General features: G+C 72.7%; 18 protein-coding genes. 9 read left to right on the forward strand and 9 right to left on the reverse strand.

Going from position 1 to position 16,327, the window contains the following annotated elements; all coding sequences use genetic code 11:
* Positions 1 to 48 precede the first annotated feature (48 nt).
* Entirely contained in the window at positions 49 to 837 is a 789-nt protein-coding gene (locus tag VGN18_RS05020) for a biotin--[acetyl-CoA-carboxylase] ligase (RefSeq protein WP_327538551.1), read from the reverse strand.
* A 75-nt stretch (positions 838 to 912) separates the two neighbouring features.
* Here VGN18_RS05020 and VGN18_RS05025 point away from each other — a divergent pair, with 75 nt between their 5' ends.
* Both VGN18_RS05025 and VGN18_RS05030 read left to right on the forward strand, forming a co-directional pair.
* Positions 913 to 2,502 carry an acyl-CoA carboxylase subunit beta gene (locus VGN18_RS05025; RefSeq protein WP_327538552.1) on the forward strand — a complete coding sequence of 530 codons (1,590 nt, stop codon included), beginning with the start codon at positions 913 to 915 and terminating at the stop codon, positions 2,500 to 2,502.
* A complete protein-coding gene (locus VGN18_RS05030) occupies positions 2,499 to 2,720 on the forward strand; it encodes an acyl-CoA carboxylase subunit epsilon (protein WP_327538553.1) in 222 nt (73 codons plus the stop codon). Before VGN18_RS05025 ends, VGN18_RS05030 begins: the two co-directional genes overlap by 4 nt.
* Positions 2,721 to 2,773: 53 nt before the next feature.
* On the opposite strand, the gene VGN18_RS05035 is transcribed toward VGN18_RS05030, so the two are convergent.
* Together VGN18_RS05035 and VGN18_RS05040 are read right to left on the reverse strand one after the other, a co-directional pair.
* Positions 2,774 to 3,688 carry a hypothetical protein gene (locus tag VGN18_RS05035; protein WP_327538554.1) on the reverse strand — a complete coding sequence of 305 codons (915 nt, stop codon included), beginning with the start codon at positions 3,686 to 3,688 and terminating at the stop codon, positions 2,774 to 2,776.
* Between the two features lie 92 nt (positions 3,689 to 3,780).
* Entirely contained in the window at positions 3,781 to 5,118 is a 1,338-nt protein-coding gene (locus tag VGN18_RS05040; protein WP_327538555.1) for a glycosyltransferase 87 family protein, read from the reverse strand.
* Positions 5,119 to 5,219: 101 nt separating this feature from the next.
* Between VGN18_RS05040 and VGN18_RS05045 the strand changes: the two genes are divergently transcribed.
* Both VGN18_RS05045 and VGN18_RS05050 read left to right on the forward strand, forming a co-directional pair.
* Complete coding sequence (locus VGN18_RS05045) at positions 5,220 to 6,428, forward strand: molybdopterin-dependent oxidoreductase (RefSeq protein WP_327538556.1); 1,209 nt, start codon at positions 5,220 to 5,222, stop codon at positions 6,426 to 6,428.
* Between the two features lie 28 nt (positions 6,429 to 6,456).
* A complete protein-coding gene (locus VGN18_RS05050; RefSeq protein WP_327538557.1) occupies positions 6,457 to 6,918 on the forward strand; it encodes a hypothetical protein in 462 nt (153 codons plus the stop codon).
* Here VGN18_RS05050 and VGN18_RS05055 read toward each other — a convergent pair.
* Genes VGN18_RS05055 through VGN18_RS05065 form a run of 3 tightly spaced genes read right to left on the reverse strand, consistent with a single transcriptional unit; the run spans position 6,858 to position 8,778 of the window.
* Positions 6,858 to 7,490, reverse strand: coding sequence for a methyltransferase domain-containing protein (locus VGN18_RS05055; RefSeq protein WP_327538558.1), 633 nt, complete (start codon positions 7,488 to 7,490; stop codon positions 6,858 to 6,860). The genes VGN18_RS05050 and VGN18_RS05055 overlap by 61 nt on opposite strands.
* On the reverse strand, positions 7,490 to 8,119 hold the full coding sequence (locus VGN18_RS05060) for a TIGR04282 family arsenosugar biosynthesis glycosyltransferase (RefSeq protein ID WP_327538559.1): 630 nt from the start codon (positions 8,117 to 8,119) through the stop codon (positions 7,490 to 7,492). Before VGN18_RS05060 ends, VGN18_RS05055 begins: the two co-directional genes overlap by 1 nt.
* On the reverse strand, positions 8,116 to 8,778 hold the full coding sequence (locus tag VGN18_RS05065; protein WP_327538560.1) for a glycosyltransferase family 2 protein: 663 nt from the start codon (positions 8,776 to 8,778) through the stop codon (positions 8,116 to 8,118). Before VGN18_RS05065 ends, VGN18_RS05060 begins: the two co-directional genes overlap by 4 nt.
* 112 nt (positions 8,779 to 8,890) lie before the next feature.
* On the opposite strand from VGN18_RS05065, the gene VGN18_RS05070 reads away from it, so the two are divergent.
* Together VGN18_RS05070 and VGN18_RS05075 are read left to right on the forward strand one after the other, a co-directional pair.
* Entirely contained in the window at positions 8,891 to 9,577 is a 687-nt protein-coding gene (locus tag VGN18_RS05070; RefSeq protein WP_327538561.1) for a response regulator transcription factor, read from the forward strand.
* The gene (locus tag VGN18_RS05075) at positions 9,574 to 10,710 is read left to right on the forward strand and encodes a HAMP domain-containing sensor histidine kinase (protein ID WP_327538562.1); all 1,137 of its coding nucleotides are present in this window, start codon (positions 9,574 to 9,576) and stop codon (positions 10,708 to 10,710) included. Before VGN18_RS05070 ends, VGN18_RS05075 begins: the two co-directional genes overlap by 4 nt.
* Here VGN18_RS05075 and VGN18_RS05080 read toward each other — a convergent pair.
* Positions 10,707 to 11,720, reverse strand: coding sequence for an NAD-dependent epimerase/dehydratase family protein (locus tag VGN18_RS05080; RefSeq protein ID WP_327538563.1), 1,014 nt, complete (start codon positions 11,718 to 11,720; stop codon positions 10,707 to 10,709). The genes VGN18_RS05075 and VGN18_RS05080 overlap by 4 nt on opposite strands.
* Positions 11,720 to 12,517, reverse strand: coding sequence for an S-methyl-5'-thioadenosine phosphorylase (locus VGN18_RS05085; RefSeq protein WP_327538564.1), 798 nt, complete (start codon positions 12,515 to 12,517; stop codon positions 11,720 to 11,722). Before VGN18_RS05085 ends, VGN18_RS05080 begins: the two co-directional genes overlap by 1 nt.
* A gap of 146 nt (positions 12,518 to 12,663) precedes the next feature.
* Between VGN18_RS05085 and VGN18_RS05090 the strand changes: the two genes are divergently transcribed.
* From VGN18_RS05090 to VGN18_RS05100, 3 genes are read left to right on the forward strand one after another with little or no spacing between them, the layout of a single operon-like run.
* Positions 12,664 to 12,873 (forward strand): hypothetical protein, encoded by a 210-nt coding sequence (locus tag VGN18_RS05090; protein WP_327538565.1) that lies wholly within the window; start codon positions 12,664 to 12,666, stop codon positions 12,871 to 12,873.
* Positions 12,874 to 12,920: 47 nt separating this feature from the next.
* Entirely contained in the window at positions 12,921 to 14,066 is a 1,146-nt protein-coding gene (locus VGN18_RS05095) for an acyl-CoA dehydrogenase family protein (protein ID WP_327538566.1), read from the forward strand.
* Entirely contained in the window at positions 14,063 to 14,659 is a 597-nt protein-coding gene (locus VGN18_RS05100) for a Maf family protein (RefSeq protein ID WP_327538567.1), read from the forward strand. Before VGN18_RS05095 ends, VGN18_RS05100 begins: the two co-directional genes overlap by 4 nt.
* Before the next feature lie 67 nt (positions 14,660 to 14,726).
* Here the strand turns inward: VGN18_RS05100 and VGN18_RS05105 are convergent, their stop codons facing one another.
* On the reverse strand, positions 14,727 to 16,250 hold the full coding sequence (locus tag VGN18_RS05105) for an adenylate/guanylate cyclase domain-containing protein (RefSeq protein WP_327538568.1): 1,524 nt from the start codon (positions 16,248 to 16,250) through the stop codon (positions 14,727 to 14,729).
* Between the last annotated feature and the right edge of the window lie 77 nt (positions 16,251 to 16,327).

Raw genomic sequence — 16,327 nt, forward strand, 5'->3', positions numbered from 1 at the left:
CGCCGTCGCAGCGGAGGCTATCCGGTTCGGGGCGGTTGCGTCTGCGGCTCAGCCGGCCCGGACGTGCTCCACGTCGCCCGCGCTCACCGGCTGCGGCCCGTCCGGTCCGGCGACGACGAGCCGGCCGGCCGGGTCGACGTCGACGGCCGTGCCCTCGAGGGTGTTGCCCTCGGCGAGGCTCACCCGAACCCTCGGCCCCACCGTCGCGCAGCGCGCCCGGTAGGCCGCGGCCAGCCCGCACGCCTCGGCGTCGCCGTCGTGGTCGGCCCACTGCGCCATCCGGGCGTCGAGCCGGCCGAGGATCGCGATGAGGAGGTCCGCCCGGTCGGGCGGCGTGGACGAGTGGAGGGCGAGCGAGGTCGCGGTCACCCCCGGCAGTTCGTCCGGGGTGGTCGACACGTTGAGCCCGATGCCGACGACGACGCGATCGTCCGAGCTCTGGACGAGGATCCCCGCCGTCTTGGCCTGATCCGGGCCGGTCAGCAGGTCGTTCGGCCATTTCAGGGCGGCGGCCAGGCCGGTCGCCTCCTCGACCCCCTCGGCGAGCGCAACGCCGGCGAGCAGGGGCAGCCAGCCCCAGCGCATCGGCGACACGGCCGGCCGGAACAGGGCGGAGAAGGTCAGTCCGGCCCGCGGCGGTGAGGTCCAGACACGGTCGAACCGGCCCCGGCCGGCGGCCTGGTACTCGGCGACGCGAGCGGTGCGGTCGGGCGCCTCGAGGTCGGCGAGCAGGTCGGCGTTGGTCGACGCGGTCTCCTCGACCAGCTCGATTCGGGCCCAGCGGGCGGCGGCGTCCCGGACTCGCTCCACGTCCAGGGCCGGGCGGTCGACGGTCATGCCGCCAAGGTAGTCCCGCGAGATCGGTCACCTCACGACGCCGGGGACGCCCGAGCCCGATTAGGCTCAGGCCCCATGGCAGAGCCCGTCGACGCCGATGCGTCCCTTCCCGACATCCACACCACGGCGGGAAAGCTCGCCGATCTCGAGCGGCGCTACGACGAAGCCGTGCACGCCGGCTCGGACCGCGCGGTCGAGAAGCAGCACAAGAAGGGCAAGAAGACCGCCCGCGAGCGCATCGAGACGCTGCTCGACCCGGATTCCTTCGTCGAGTTCGACGAGTTCGCCCGGCACCGATCGACGTCGTTCGGGATGGAGAAGAACCGCCCGTTCAGCGACGGCGTCATCACCGGCTACGGCACGGTCGACGGGCGTCCGGTCTGCGTCTTCAGCCAGGACGTCACGCTCTTCGGCGGCGCGCTCGGCGAGGTCTACGGCGAGAAGATCGTCAAGGTCCTTGACTTCGCGATGAAGAACGGCTGCCCGGTCGTCGGCATCAACGAGGGCGGCGGCGCGCGCATCCAGGAGGGTGTCGTCTCGCTCGGCCTCTACGGCGACATCTTCCAGCGCACCGTGCACGCCTCGGGCGTCATCCCGCAGATCTCGCTGATCATGGGGGCCGCCGCGGGCGGCCACGTCTACTCCCCCGCGCTGACCGACTTCGTCGTCATGGTCGACCAGACCTCGCAGATGTTCATCACCGGCCCGGATGTCGTGAAGACGGTGACCGGCGAGGAGGTCACGCTCGAGGAGCTCGGCGGGGCGCGGACGCACAACACCACGAGCGGCAACTCGCACTACCTGGCCTCGGACGAGGACGACGCGATCGGCTACGTGCGCGCGCTGCTGTCCTACCTGCCGTCGAACAACCTCGACCCGCTGCCGACCTTCGACAGCGCGGTCGACCTCGAGCCCGACCCGTTCCTCGACACGTTCATGCCCGACTCCGCGAACACGCCGTACGACATGCACGAGATCGTCGAGCACGTGCTCGACGACGGCGAGTTCCTCGAGGTGCACCCGCTGTTCGCGCAGAACATCATCTGCGGCTTCGGCCGCGTCGAGGGCTACCCGGTCGGCGTCGTCGCCAACCAGCCGATGCACTTCGCCGGGTGCCTCGACATCGACGCCTCGGAGAAAGCGGCCCGGTTCGTCCGAACCTGCGACGCGTTCAACATCCCGGTGCTGACCTTCGTCGACGTCCCCGGCTTCCTGCCGGGTGTCGGCCAGGAGCACGCCGGCATCATCCGCCGCGGCGCCAAGCTGATCTACGCCTACGCCGAGGCCACCGTCCCGAAGATCACGATCATCACCCGCAAGGCCTTCGGCGGCGCGTACGACGTCATGGGCTCGAAGCACCTCGGCGCCGACATCAACGTCGCGTGGCCGACGGCGCAGATCGCGGTCATGGGCGCGCAGGGCGCGGCGAACATCCTGCACCGCAAGGCGCTGGCCAAGGCCGACGACCCCGAGGCCCTGCGGGCCAAGCTGGTGCAGGAGTACGAGGACACCCTCGCCAACCCCTACATCGCCGCCGAGCGCGGCTACATCGACTCGGTGATCATGCCGTCGCACACCCGCTCGTACGTGGTGAAGTCCCTGCGCGTGCTGCGCAACAAGCGGCAGTCGCTACCGCCGAAGAAGCACGGGAACATCCCGCTGTGAGCTCGGAGGAGACGGGACCGGCGCGGCCCGTGCTGCGGGTGGTGAAGGGCGATCCGTCACCCGAGGACCTCGCCGTGCTCACCGCGCTGATGGCGGTGTCCGGGGGCGGCGAGGAGCCGGCGCCGAAGGAGCGGCGCGGCGGTTGGAACGACCCGTCACGCCAGCACCGCGCGCCGCTCATCCCTGGCCCGAATGCCTGGCGCGCCCAGCCCTTCTGAGACGTGATCGACTCGCCCGGAGCAGGTCCACAGACCTGCCCCGGGCGCGATGATCACGCAAGGCCGCGGCGCAGGTCCCGCTCCCGGCCGCCCAGCCACGCCCGCACATCGCTCACGAAGCGGGCCCGGTCCCGCAGCGCCGACGGCGGACGGTGGATCACGCTGTAACCGAACGTCGTCAGGTCGAGATGACGGTCCCAGGTGCCGGCCCAGTCCCGCTGGTCGAAGTGCCACTCGACACTGTCGATCTCCAGGCAGGCCCGCAGACCCGGCCAGTAGAAGTCGACCACCCGGGTCGAACCGTCGGGCAGCACGAGGGTCGCGTTCTGCTCGAACCCGGTGAGTCCGGCGCGGCGCAGGATCGTGGCCGCTTCCGCCTCCGGAGCCGACGCGGCACCCCAGCCGACCTCGGCGAGCGCCTGACGCAGGAATGCGCTTCCCCGCCGCGGGCCCGCCTCGAGCTCGCCCGCGAGTTCGTCGAGGCGGCAGCCGCCGTCCTGCACCACACGGGCGACGAGGGTCCGCACGTCGTCGAGCCGGCGCAGGGCCAGGCACGCGTCGGCGGTCGCTCGCGCCGGCTCGACCCGGCGCGGGCCGCTCCACCGCGCGACCGTGATCGGACGGAAGGTGCACCGGACCTGTACCCAGTCACGCGAGCGCGTCCGGTTCGACGGAGGCACCAGGATCAGCACCCGCTGCGGGCACGGGACGCGCCGGACCTGCGCGGCCCACAGCGCGGCCGTGCCCGACAGCGCGGCCCCCGACCCGGCGAACGCCAGGGCGGCGCGGCACCGATCCAGATCGCTCATCGTCTCGCCGGTGAAGTACGTCCGCGGCAGGACGCGGTCCCACTGTCCGGTCGAGAGCCGGTGATCGATCGCGTGGCGCGAGAAGCCCCGGCGCAGCGCGTCAGCGCGGCCGATCACACGCGGGAGCGCGTCCGGATCGGGAAAGGGATCGAGTCTCATCCCGCGATCGTCGGCAGGCGCGCGACGGCGCGTCGGTCCGACCGCGGATCTGTGGACGAGCGATCAGCCTGTGGACGGCCCGCCCTCCTTGATCATCGCGCCCGGAGCAGGTCCACAGACCTGCCCCGGGCGTGTTGATCAAGGAGGAGGCGCAGGCCGGCGATCAGGGCGACGGCCGCGGCGGCGAAGGCGTAGATCAGCGTGTCGTGGTCGGCGTGGACGAGGTAGGCCCCGACGGCGGCGAAGGCCAGGGGGGTCCACTCGACGGCGCCGGTCATCGCGACGAGGGCGACCAGCAGGCCGGTGTACCAGCCGTAGCTCGGCGTGAAGACGGCGAAGGCGACGCCGACGACCACGACGGCACTGCGTTCCGGGTGCTCCGGCGCGGCCCGCAGCCAGGCCCACAGGGCGACCGCGCCGACGATCACGACGCCGACGATCGTGTCGGCCGGGTGCGGCAACACCTCTCCGAGCAGCAGCAGCCGCTTCCCGCTCGAGTAGTTCTCCTCCTTGAGGTAGCCGGGCAGGTAACCGATGACCGCCGAGCCGACGGCGACGACGTGCGGCACGTAGACGAGCACCACGAGGCCGAGCGCCGACCCGACGGCCGCGAACGGGTGGCGCCGCATCAGCGCGGGCAGTACGAGCGCGGGGTAGAGCTTGACCGCGATCGCCGCGCCGACGAGCGCTCCGGCGAGCCCCGGGCGACGCGCCGCCGACGTCGCGAGCGCGAGAACGACGAGCAGTACGGCCAGCCAGTCGATGTGCGCGTTGTTGGCGTATTCGACGACGACGATCGGGCACCACGCCCAGACGGCCGCGAGCCACGGACGGCCCCGGGCCGACGCCCAGCGCAGCAGCAGCCAGCCGATGACGAGCGAGCCGAGCACGGCCGCGAGCTGCAGGGGCAGGTGCTCGCCCTGCCCCCCGAACGACAACACCCGCACGAGGGTGAACGCCCCCTCGGCCACCGGCGGGTAGATCGTGCGCACGGTGGGCCGGTTGATCGAGGTGCAACCGCCGGGGAACGCGTGCTGGCAGTGACCGGGCGCGCCGAACAGCGCCGCTTCCCGCAGCCCGGCCAGCGCCGGCGACGAGGGCGGGTCGCGGTACGGGTCGATGCCGGCGAGCTGCACCTTGCCGTCCCAGAGGTAGCGGTAGTCGTCGTCGGACGTCGACGGCCGGCCGGTCAGCGCGACCAGGTGCAGCACCGCGCTCGCGCCGAGCACCACGACCGTGAACCCCCGCGCCGACAGTCGGCAGCGCGACAGCAACCACACCGCGAGCACCCACAGCGGGGTCGCGATCAGCATCAGGCGTTGCGCGTGCGGAACGTCGGTACGACGGATCAGCGCGCCGTACGCGGCGGTCTCGGCGGCCAGCGTCAGCCCGAGTGCCGCGACGACGGCGGACGAGCGGGACAGTGGCACAGGAGGAGCGTCCCAAACCGTCCGGGTTCGTACCGCACCGGAGGCCCCGGCGTCCTCGGGTCGTAAGGGTTCGACGGCTCTCCGCACGCCACACTTGCGTGGTGCCCGGAACCTCGACCCCGACCCGACCGCGGTTCTGGCCGCGCTTCGCCAGCCCGGTGCGCTCGACTGCGCTGACCGCCCGCCTCGGGCGGGTGCTCGGCATCATGTTCGGGATCTGCTTCGTCACCGGGTTGCTCAGCCACTACCAGTACCAACCGTGGTCCTGGCTGCCCGAGCCCGCCACGCCGGTGTGGGGCTACCGCATCACGCAGGGCCTGCACGTCGCCACGGGGACGGCCGCGATCCCGCTGCTGCTGGTCAAGCTCTGGTCGGTCTTCCCCAAGCTGTTTCAGTGGCCGGTGGTGAAGGGCGCGCGGCACGGCCTCGAGCGGTTGAGTGTCGCGCTGCTCGTGTCGTCCGGGCTGGTCGAGCTGTTCACCGGCCTGTTCAACTCGCTGAACTGGTACCCCTGGCCGTGGGACTTCGTGCCGGTGCACCGCTTCCTCGCCTACGTCCTCATCGGCTCGATCCTCCTGCACATCGCGGTGAAGCTGCCCGACATCAAGTACGGCCTGAACACCAAGCTCGCGCTGGGCGACGTACTGACCGAGAAGTCGTGGCAGGAGAACCCGGACGCGTACAGCAACAACGACAACACGCACGTGGCGCCGCCGGCGCCCGAGGGGCTGAGCCGCCGCGGCGTGCTGCTCGCCACCGGTGCCGGGGTGGGTCTGGTGGTCGCCACGAGCGTCGGTCAGACGGTCACGCCACTGGCCCCGATCGGCCTGCTCGCCACCCGTCAGGCGAAGAAGGGCCCGCAGGGGGTGCCGGTGAACCGCACGGCCGACCAGGCGAAGGTCCGCGGACTCGCGCTCGCCCCGGGCTACACGTTGCAGGTCACCGGACCGGCGCCGTTCACGCTCACCCTGGCCGAGGTCGAGGCCCTGGCCACGCACGAGAAGAGCTTCCCGATCTCGTGCGTCGAGGGGTGGAGCGTCGGCGCCCGCTGGCAGGGCGTTCGCCTGATCGATCTCGTCGAGCGGGCCGGCGGCTCGGCCGACTGCCGCGTCCGCGTCGTCTCGCTCGAACCCAAGGGTTCCTACCGGCACTCCTACGTGGACGGGCCGCAGGTGGCCGAGGCACTGCTCGCCACGCACCTCAACGGCGACCGCCTGCACATCGAGCACGGCTACCCGCTGCGGCTGATCGCGCCCGACCGCGCCGGGGTGCTGAACACGAAGTGGCTGGCTCGGGTGGAGATCTCATGAGCGACGCGTGCCGAGCGAGGCCAGACCGATGAGCCGGACGCGAATGGTGATCGGCAGCTCGGGCGGCCTGCTGATGCTGTTCGGGGCGTTCCGCCTCTTCACCGAGGTGTCGACCCGCAACCTGCTCTTCCTGGCGCTCTGGCTGGCCGGCGCGGTCGCGATCCACGACGGTGTCCTGGCGCCGGTCGTCGTCGGCATCGGGGCGGCCCTGCGTCGCATCCCGGCCCGCGCGCGGCGCTTCGTGCAGGGCGCGCTCATCGCCGGCGGCCTGGTCACCGTGATCGCGCTGCCGCTCATCCATCGCGAGAACAGCCAGCCGAAGGTGAAGGCGGTGCTGCAGCAGGACTTCACCGCCAACGTGGCGATCCTGCTGACGATCGTCGCCGGGGTCGCGGTGCTGCTCTACCTCGTCCGCGTGGTGAGTGGCGGTCAGGCCGCGAGCGCGACGAACGACCGGCCGTCGGACGACCACGCCTCGTCGAGCGAGTAGCCGGCCATCGCGGCGTAGCGCAGCAGCGGCTCGCGGCCGACGCTCGCCCAGTCGAACGGCGGGCCGACCACGGTCCCGTGCGAGGTGAACCGCACCTCGATCAGGTCGTCGGCGTCGTCGTCCTCGTGCGTTTCCACCACCAGGCAGCCGCCCGGACGCAGCAGCGCCCGGATGCGGGTGAGCAGCCGCAGCGGGTCGCCCCCGATGCCGATGTTGCCGTCGATGAGCAGGACGGTCGGCCAGCGTCCCTCGCCGGGCAGATCGCCGAACACGCTGCGCAGCAGGGCCGGGAAGCCCTGGCCGCGGGTGAGCGCGACCGCGGTCTCGGCGATGTCGACGCCCAGGGCGGCGATGCCGCGGGCGTTGAGGGCCGAGACGAACCGTCCCGGGCCACACCCCACGTCGAGGACGGGCCCGGTGCAGCGGTCGACGACGCTGCGGTCGGCGTCGTCGGCGCCGGCCAGCCAACGGGCGACGTCGAGGGCGATGACCCGGCCGTCATCGGTGCGCAGGCCGAGCGGCCCGCTCGTGCGCAGCGCCCGCTCGTACGGGGCGAGGGCGCCGAGCTCCATCAGCGGGCCCCGGTCCGGGTGAGCGCCTGCGCGAAGGCCGAGCGCGGCACCTCGTGCGCCACCTCGCGGGCGGCGTCGATGGTGTCGACGTCGGTCAGCTCGTCGAGGAGCTGCACCCGTAACCCCAGCTCGTCGAGCCGCGCGAGTTGGTGCTCACGCGTCGTCGCGAGCGACATCGGGATGCCGCTGATGGCCGCCGCGGCGACGGTGGCGTCGGTGAAGCCGATCGCCCAGTAACCCCCGTCCGAAGCCGGCCCGAGGCAGGCGTCGAACCGATCGGGATCCCACGCGGTGAGCTGGTCGGCCCGCAGCTGCGGCGTGTCCATGCCCACGAGTACGGAAGGCCCGTTCCCCGCGGCCTCGAAGGCGGCGACGAGGCGGGTGTCGAGACCGCCCTCGGGCTGCGCGCTCACCCGCCATCCCTCCGGACACCATTGCGCGGCATCACCGTCGAAGGCGAGCAACCGCTGCCGCACCGGCACCGGGGCGACCGCGCGCAGCGTGTCCCACAGGGCCGCCGCGGCGACGTCCGCCGCCTGCTCGAAGGTCAGGGGCGGGACGAGACGGGTCTTCACCCGACCGGCCACCGGCTCCTTGGCGATGACGAGCAGCGTGTCGATGCCGCTCACGACGCGAGCACCGCGCTCATGTCGCGGACGGCCTGCAGCGTGCCGCGGACGGTGCCGGTGACCTTCGACCGTCCGGTGCGGGGGGCGTAGTCGACGTCCTCCTGGACGATCGTCCAGCCGGCCTGGGCGGCGCGGAGCACCGTCTCGACCGGGTAGCCGCTGCGCCGGTCGGCGATGGGCAGCGCGAGCAGCGGCTCGCGGCGCGCCACGCGGAGCGGACCGACGTCACGCAGGTCGGCGCCGGTGCGTCGACGTACCCGCCGGGCCAGCTCGACGTTCGCGACGCGGGCGTGCAGCGACCACGCCCCCCTGGAGACCGGCCGCCGCCGCCCGACGACGAGGTCGGCCCCGGCCCGGATCCCGTCGAGCAGGCGCAGCGCGTCGCCCGGGTCGAGCGAGGCGTCGCAGTCGCAGAACGCGACGAACTCGGCGGTGGCGGCCTCGAGGCCCGCGTGGCAGGCGGCGCCGTACCCGCGCCGGTCGCAGGTGACGACGAGAGCGCCGCGGGCGCGGGCGATGTCGGGCGAGCCGTCGGTCGAACCGTTGTCGACCACCACGGCGCGGGCGCCGGGCGGGATCCGGTCGAGGACCCAGGGCAGCGCGCCGGCCTCGTCGAGGCAGGGCAGCACGATGTCCAGCTGCGGGGTCACGGGGGTCACTGCTCCGAGGCTATTCGGTGAATCCGCACAGCACCGCCCAGGAACCCTTACGGTGCAGTGACGCGGGCCGTTCGGCGGCCCCGTCGCGCCGACCACTCCCTACGATGTGCGTATGGCTCAGGTGATGGTCGTCGACGACGACGACACCGTCGCCGCTGTCGTCGTCACCTACCTCGAGCGCGCGGGGCACACCACCCGCCGGATCGGCGACGGGCAGGCCGCCCTGGACGCGGTCGCCGAGAAGGAACCCGACCTGATGGTGCTCGACCTGATGCTGCCGGGGATCGACGGGCTCGAGGTGTGCCGCCAGGTGCGGCAGCGCTGGCCGAACCTGCCCGTGGTCATGCTGACCGCACTGGCCGAGCCCGAGGATCGCATCGCCGGTCTCGAGGTGGGCGCGGACGACTACGTCACCAAGCCCTTCTCGCCCCGCGAGCTCGCGCTGCGGGTCGATTCGGTGCTGCGCCGCGCGTCCGCCGCCCAGCCGCCCGCATCGAAGGCCGTGCTGACCGCGGGCGCCATCACCGTCGACACCGCCGCCCGGCGGGTGACCCGCGACGGTGTCGAGATCGCCCTCACCGTGCGCGAGCTCGACCTGCTGACCTTCCTGCTCATGCACCCGGGCCAGGCGTTCAACCGCGAGCAGCTCATGCACGAGGTCTGGGGCTGGACGTTCGGCGACCAGTCGACCGTCACCGTGCACGTCCGCCGGCTGCGCGAGAAGGTCGAGGCCGACCCGACGAACCCCACCCTCATCCAGACGGTGTGGGGCATCGGCTACCGGCTGGAACTGCCGTGAACCTCACCTGGTCGAACCTCGGCGCGGCCCTGCTGTGGTCGGCGGTCGGAGGCCTCGGCGTCTGGTTCCTGCTGCTGCCGGTCCGCCGCCGCTCACTGACCGGACTGCTCACCTCCCTCGTCCTCACCGGCGCCGCGGCGTCGATGGGCGCGCTGTGGGGGGCGATCCACGCGATGCTCGTCCCCTGGTGGGACTGGAAGACGATGATCGCGCTGACCGCGTTCTCCGGCGCGGTCACCGGCATCGCCGCGTTCGCCGCCGCCCGGCGGCTCGGCAAAGACGCCGCCGCGTTGCGTCGCGCCGTCGCCGAGATCGGTGAGGGACGCGTGCCCGCGCCGGACGGGCGTCGCCTCACCGCCGAGGTCGAGCGGGTCCGCCAGGAGCTGCGTGCCACCGCGGCGGCGCTGACCGCGACGCGCGAGCGGGAACGCGCGCTCGAGACGGCGCGTCGCGAGCTGGTGTCGTGGGTGAGTCACGACCTGCGCACGCCGCTCGCCGGCCTGCGGGCGATGAGCGAGGCGCTGGAGGACGGCGTCGTCGACGACCCCGAGCTCTACTACAAGCAGATCGGCGCGTCGGTCGAGCGGCTCAACCAGATGGTCGAGGACCTCTTCGACCTCTCCCGCATCCAGGCCGGTGTCGTGTCACGCGACCTGGAGAGCATCTCGCTGGACGATCTCGTCTCGGACTGCCTGGCCGCGCTCGAACCGCTCGCCGCCGCCCAGGGCGTCCGCCTTACCGGCTCGGTCGACGGCACCGCGGCCGTCACCGGCAACGGCCCCGAGCTCAACCGGGCGCTGACCAACCTGGTCGCCAACGCGATCCGGCACACCCGGGCCGAGGGCAACGTCGACGTGCGGGTCGGCATCAGCGCCGACCCGGCGTCGCTCGCCGAGGTCGTGGTCAGCGACGAGTGCGGCGGCATCCCCGAGGCCCACCTGCACCGCGTCTTCGACGTCGGCTTCCGCGGCGAGGCCGCCCGCACGCCGCACTCGCCCGGCTCGACCGGCGGCGCCGGCCTCGGCCTCGCGATCACCCGCGGCATCGTCGAGGCGCACTCGGGCACGGTCGACGTGGAGAACCGGCCCGGCGGCTGCCGCTTCCGGGTGCGGCTGCCGGTCAGCGCGCCCTAGTCCTCTGCCAGCTCGGCGGTGCCGTCGGCGAAGTCGACCTGCGGCGCCCAGCCGAGTTCGGCCTTCAGCCGGGAGGAGTCGGCGGTGATGTGCCGGACGTCGCCGAGGCGGTAGGCGCCGGTGACCTGCGGCGGCGGGCCGCCGGTCGCGGTGGCCAGCGCGTTCGCGAGGTCGCCGACGGTGCGTGGGGTGCCCGAGCCGACGTTGAACGCGCGGACGCCGGAGTCGTGCCGCTCGGCGGCCGTCACCGTGGCCGCCGCGACGTCGCGGACGTGCACGAAGTCGCGCCGCTGGCCGCCGTCCTCGAAGACCTGCGGCGCCTCGCCGCGGCGCAGCGCGGACAGGAAGATCGCGGCCACCCCGGCGTAGGGCGTGTCGATCGGCAGGCCCGGGCCGTAGACGTTGTGGTAGCGCAGGGCCGCGACGCTCCCGCCGGCGGCGCGGGCCCACGACGAGGCGAACTGCTCCTGGCCGAGCTTGCTGTCGGCGTAGGCGTTGCGCGGGTCGGTGGCGGCGTCCTCCCCGACGAGCGCGGGCGCGAGTTCGGCCCCGCACACGGGGCAGGGCGGCTCGAAGCGCCCGGCGGCGAGGTCGGCCTCGCGCCGCGGTCCGGGGATCACCTCGCCGTGCTCGGCGCAGCGCCCGCGTCCCTCCCCGTAGACGACCATCGAACTGGCCAGCACCAGCCGCCGGACGCCGCAGCGGGCCATCGCGGCCAGCAGCACGGCGGTGCCGTGCACGTTGGAGTCGGCGTAGTCGGGAAGATCCTGCACGTCGACCCCGAGGCCGACCTTGGCCGCGAGGTGGACGACGGTGTCGATGCCGGCCAGCGCCCGCTCGACGGCAGCCGCGTCCCGCACATCGACCGGATGGTCAACCGACTTGACCGTCCCGCGGTGGACCTCGGGCCGCAGCGAGTCGAGGACGGCCGTCTCGTGACCGCGCTCGCGCAACCGGGCCAGCACGTGCGTGCCGATGAACCCGGCGCCGCCGGTGAGCAGGACCCGCATCAGGGCAGCACGTGCGACGCGGGGTACCCCGAGGTGTCGGCGCAGCCGCATCCGCCCGGCGTCGCCGGCAGCCGCTGCAGCGTGCCGACGAGCAGGTCGCGCAGGCGGGGCAGGTTCTGGTCGAACGCCGCCAGCACCTCGGCGTGGGTGACCCCGGTACCGGCCTCGACCCCGGCGTCGAGGTCGGTGACGAGCGCCAGCGTGGAGTAGCAGAGCGCGAGCTCGCGGGCCAGGCCCGCCTCGGGCATCGCGGTCATGCCGATGATCGACCAGCCGTGCGACTGGAACTCGAGCGACTCGGCCCGCGAGGAGAAGCGCGGCCCGTTGACCACGACGAGCGTGCCGCCGTCGTGGGTCGGCTCGTCGCCGGCGGTCGCGGCGGCCCGCATCGCCGGGCAGTACGGGTCGGCGAAGGTGGCGTGGCCGACCCCGTCGGCGCCGTCGAAGTAGGTGTGCGGGCGGCCATGGGTGCGGTCGACGACCTGGTCCGGCACGACGAGGGTGCCGGTCGGCAGCCCGGTCGTCAGCGACCCCACGGCCGACAGCGAGACGACCTGCCGAACCCCGAGCGAGCGCAGCGCCCAGAGGTTGGCGCGGTAGGGCACGAGGTGTGGCGCGAACCGGTGACCCTTGCCGTGGCGGGGCAGGAACGCCACCGAACGGCCGGCGAGATGGCCGGTCGTGATCGTGTCGCTCGGGGCCCCGTACGGCGTCTCGAGCTCGTGCGGCTCGTGCTCGTCGAGCAGGGAGTAGAAGCCCGATCCCCCGATGATCCCGATGGGCTGGTCTGCGGCCATGAGGCCACGCTATCGGGCGCCGACCGGGCGGACGTCGAAACCCGGGAAGCGCGCGGGCGCCCCTGGCGTATCAGGGTCACCCGTACCGGCGGAAGAAAGTCCGAAATCCCCTTCAAGTCGGCGCGCGGGCCGCCGAAAGGGAGGCCATGCTGACCAAAACCGCCGAACGCGCGAGTACGACGCGGGTCGTGCCGACGCGGATCCCGCGTTGGTCGGACCTCGAACTCTGCGAAGCGATGTACTGGATCCACCGCTCCCGGGCCCGCGGCGACGCCGCCCGCCTGCAGAACTGGACCGACCGGATGAACGCCCTGCTCGACTGGCGGCTCGTGCACGGCCCCGATCGCCCGTTCTGACCCGGTCCGCGGGTGCTCGCGGCCTGAGCCGCTCCTAGAGTGAGCCCATGGACCGCATGCACTACGACGCCGACCACCTGGCCTTCGGCGAGGCCTTCCGCGCCTTCACCGACAAGGTGATCGCCCCCCACTACCTCGACTGGGAGGGCGCCGGCATCACGCCGCGCGAGGTCTTCCAGGAGGCCGGCCGGGGTGGCTTCCTGGGCATGGCCGTCCCCGAGCAGTTCGGCGGCGGCGGCGTCGACGACTTCCGGTTCAACCAGATCCTGGACGAGCAGATCGCGGCCGCCGGCATCACCGGTTCGGGTCTGGGCATCTCGCTGCACAACGACATCTGCCTGCCCTACTTCCTGACCATCTGCACCGACGAGCAGAAGCAGCGCTGGCTGCCCGGCATCGCCTCGGGCGAGCTGATCACCGCGGTGGCGATGACCGAGCCCGGCGCCGGGTCGGATCTGTCGGGCATCCGCACGAGCGCCAAGCGCGACGGCGACAGCTACCTCGTCAACGGCAGCAAGACCTTCATCACCAACGGCATCAACGCCGACCTCGTCATCACCGCGGTGCGCACCGGCGAGGACCGTCATAAGGGCATCTCCCTGCTCATCCTCGAACGCGGCATGGACGGCTTCGAGCGCGGGCGCAACCTCGACAAGCTCGGCATGCACTCGCAGGACACCGCCGAGCTCTCCTTCACCGACGTCCGCGTCCCGGCCGCCAACCTGCTCGGCGAGGAGGGCGCGGGCTTCAGCTACCTGACCGACAAGCTGCCGCAGGAGCGCATCTCGATCGCGATCAGCGCGGTCGGCGAGGCCCGCGGCGCCTTCGACGAGACGCTGGCCTACGTCAAGGACCGCAAGGCGTTCGGCACCACGATCGGCTCCTTCCAGAACACGAAGTTCGTCCTGGCCGAACTGGCCACCGAGATCGACATCGCCGAGGCGTTCGTCGACCGCTGCGTCGACCGGCTGTCGGTCGCGAAGCTCTCCGCCGCGGACGCGTCCAAGGCCAAGTGGTGGACGACCGAGATGCAGGCCCGGGTGATCGACAAGTGCCTGCAGCTGCACGGCGGCTACGGCTACATGGCCGAGTACGCGATCTCGCGGCGTTACGCCGACGCGCGCATCACCCGCATCTACGGCGGCACGACCGAGATCATGAAGAGCGTCGTCTCGAAGTCCCTCGGCCTGTGAGGTTCGTCCTGGCGTCAGCCTCACCGGCCCGGCTTACCACGCTGCGCCGCGCCGGGCTCGACCCCGAGGTCATCGTCAGCGGCGTCGACGAGGACGGCGTGACGGCTCCCACTACCGGCGAGCTGGTCGGCCGGCTCGCCGACCTCAAGGCCCAGGCGGTGGCCACCACGATCGCGGGCGCAGCCCTCGTCCTCGGCTGCGACTCGCTGCTGGAGCTGGACGGCGAGCCGGTCGGCAAGCCGGGTACGGCGCAGGCCGCGGTCGAGCGGTGGCGGCGCCTGCGCGGGCGAAGCGGCGTCCTGCACACCGGCCACCGCCTCATCGACACCGGTGCGGGCACGAGCACCGGCCACACGGCCGCGACCGTCGTGCACTTCGCCGACGCGAGCGACGCCGAGATCGAGCGCTACTGCGCGAGCGGCGAGCCCGAGTCCGTCGCCGGCGCGTTCACCATCGACGGGCTCGGCGGCTGGTTCATCGACCGCGTCGACGGCGACCCGCACACGGTCGTCGGCGTCTCGCTCCCCGCGCTGCGCCGCATGCTGCACGAGCTCGGCCACCAGCTCGTGGACTTGGGGTACCCGGCCCGGTAGCCGGTCACCGCGCTCGACCACTTCTGTATGCGGCGTAATGCATTTCCGGACGCAGCCGCCTCCGGAGTCAGGCAGTCCAGATGTCGGTCGGCACGTCGCGGCCCTTCAGCACGACGCTGCCGACGGGCAGCCAGTGCTCACCCTCGCTGCCGGTGAGCCGCTCGATCACATCCGCGCTGGCCAGCAGGTGCTGGCGCATCTCCTTCGACAGCGCGGTCAGCCGGGCCGCCTCGTTCACGGCGTCACCGATGACGGTGTACTCGAGCCGGCTGCGGGTACCGACCTGGCCGGCGACGACCGGGCCGGCGGCGACACCGACACCGACCTCCACCTCGCCCATCGCGAACACGCGGTCGCGAATGCGCCGGGCCGCACCGAGGGCGGCGGCCGCGGCGTCGATGAGCTCGACCGGGGCGCCGAACACGCACAGCGCGGCGTCGCCCTCGAACTTGTTCAGCAGGCCGCCCGCACCCTCGACCTCGTCGACCACGATCTCGTAGAAGCGGTTCAGCATGCCGACGAACTCGACCGGGTCCGTGTCGCGGGTGCGTCGCATCGAGTCGGTGATGTCGACGAACACGGCGACGACGTCGCGCAGCTCGCCCGAGAGGGTGACCCCGCTGCGCAGCGCCACCTGCGCGACCGACGAGCCCACATGGCGGCCGAAGAGGTCGGTGACCCGGTCACGTTCCCGCAACCCGGCGACCATGTCGTTGAACCCGGCCTGGACGAGGCCGATCTCGCCCGCGTCCTCGATCGGGACGATGATGTCGAGATCGCCGGCGCCGACCCGGTGCAGCACGTCGACCATGCCGCGCAGCGGTTCCCCGATGGCCCGCGCGGCCAGCGCCGTCGACGCCCCGCCGAGTACGAGGGCGACGACGGCCACCACGATGCTGGCGCCGACGATGTGGCTCTTGCCGCTGGGGGCGGTGAGGATCAGCACGAGCCCGAGCACCGGCGCCGCGCTGGTCAGCAGCCAGTTCAACAGCAGCTGCCAGCGCACGCCGAGCACCGGCGCGGTCTCGGGCGGGCAGGACGCCAGGGCGAGGCGGGCGATCGGGCCGGACACGCGGCGGATCAGCAGGTAGGTGATGCCGGCCGAGCTGAGCCCGGCGATGACGATGCCGCCGGCGATGCCGATGGTGGTCGTGGCGTCTTCACCGACCGCGCCGGCCACCGCGCTGATGACGATGCCGCCGGTGAACCACAGGACGGCCGCGATGACCGACATGTCCCGCGGCATCCGCAGCGCGCGCCGGGCATCGGCGGTCGAGGGGCTCTCCCCGCGCAACAGCCAGCGCAGCGTGCGGCGCTGTACCAGCACGCCGGCCGTCACGCCGACGAGGACCGAGAGCAGGACGACGCCGCCGGTCGTCGCGAGGATCACCGTGAGCTGGTGCCGGTTGGCCGTCGCGTTCATCGCCGCAACGACGAGGGCGACGACCACCACACCGAAGACGTTCGCGCCGATGCCCAGCACCGACATGCCCAGGAACGTGCGGATGACGAAGGGCAGGTTGCCCGCCACCAGCGCGACCTCGACCGGTTGCGGCCGCGCCGAGGCGCGCTGCGGGGCCGTCTGGGTCACTGCCCGATTCTGCACCACCGGAAGGCGTCACACCTGCCGAGAGGCCGGCGGCGTCCGCGCAGCGCGCGCGTCGATCC

It is taken from the genome of Jatrophihabitans sp. (genome assembly GCF_036000465.1).
Classification (GTDB): Bacteria; Actinomycetota; Actinomycetes; order Mycobacteriales; family Jatrophihabitantaceae; genus Jatrophihabitans.

Excerpts from the sequence above, each read along its gene's own strand:
- VGN18_RS05020 (WP_327538551.1), bottom strand. The coding sequence starts at position 837 with ATGACCGTCGACCGCCCGGCCCTGGACGTGGAGCGAGTCCGGGACGCC.
- VGN18_RS05025 (WP_327538552.1), top strand. The coding sequence starts at position 913 with ATGGCAGAGCCCGTCGACGCCGATGCGTCCCTTCCCGACATCCACACC.
- VGN18_RS05050 (WP_327538557.1), top strand. The coding sequence starts at position 6,457 with ATGAGCCGGACGCGAATGGTGATCGGCAGCTCGGGCGGCCTGCTGATG.
- VGN18_RS05085 (WP_327538564.1), bottom strand. The coding sequence starts at position 12,517 with ATGGCCGCAGACCAGCCCATCGGGATCATCGGGGGATCGGGCTTCTAC.
- VGN18_RS05035 (WP_327538554.1), bottom strand. The coding sequence starts at position 3,688 with ATGAGACTCGATCCCTTTCCCGATCCGGACGCGCTCCCGCGTGTGATC.
- VGN18_RS05070 (WP_327538561.1), top strand. The coding sequence starts at position 8,891 with ATGGCTCAGGTGATGGTCGTCGACGACGACGACACCGTCGCCGCTGTC.
- VGN18_RS05090 (WP_327538565.1), top strand. The coding sequence starts at position 12,664 with ATGCTGACCAAAACCGCCGAACGCGCGAGTACGACGCGGGTCGTGCCG.
- VGN18_RS05055 (WP_327538558.1), bottom strand. The coding sequence starts at position 7,490 with ATGGAGCTCGGCGCCCTCGCCCCGTACGAGCGGGCGCTGCGCACGAGC.
- VGN18_RS05080 (WP_327538563.1), bottom strand. The coding sequence starts at position 11,720 with ATGCGGGTCCTGCTCACCGGCGGCGCCGGGTTCATCGGCACGCACGTG.
- VGN18_RS05095 (WP_327538566.1), top strand. The coding sequence starts at position 12,921 with ATGGACCGCATGCACTACGACGCCGACCACCTGGCCTTCGGCGAGGCC.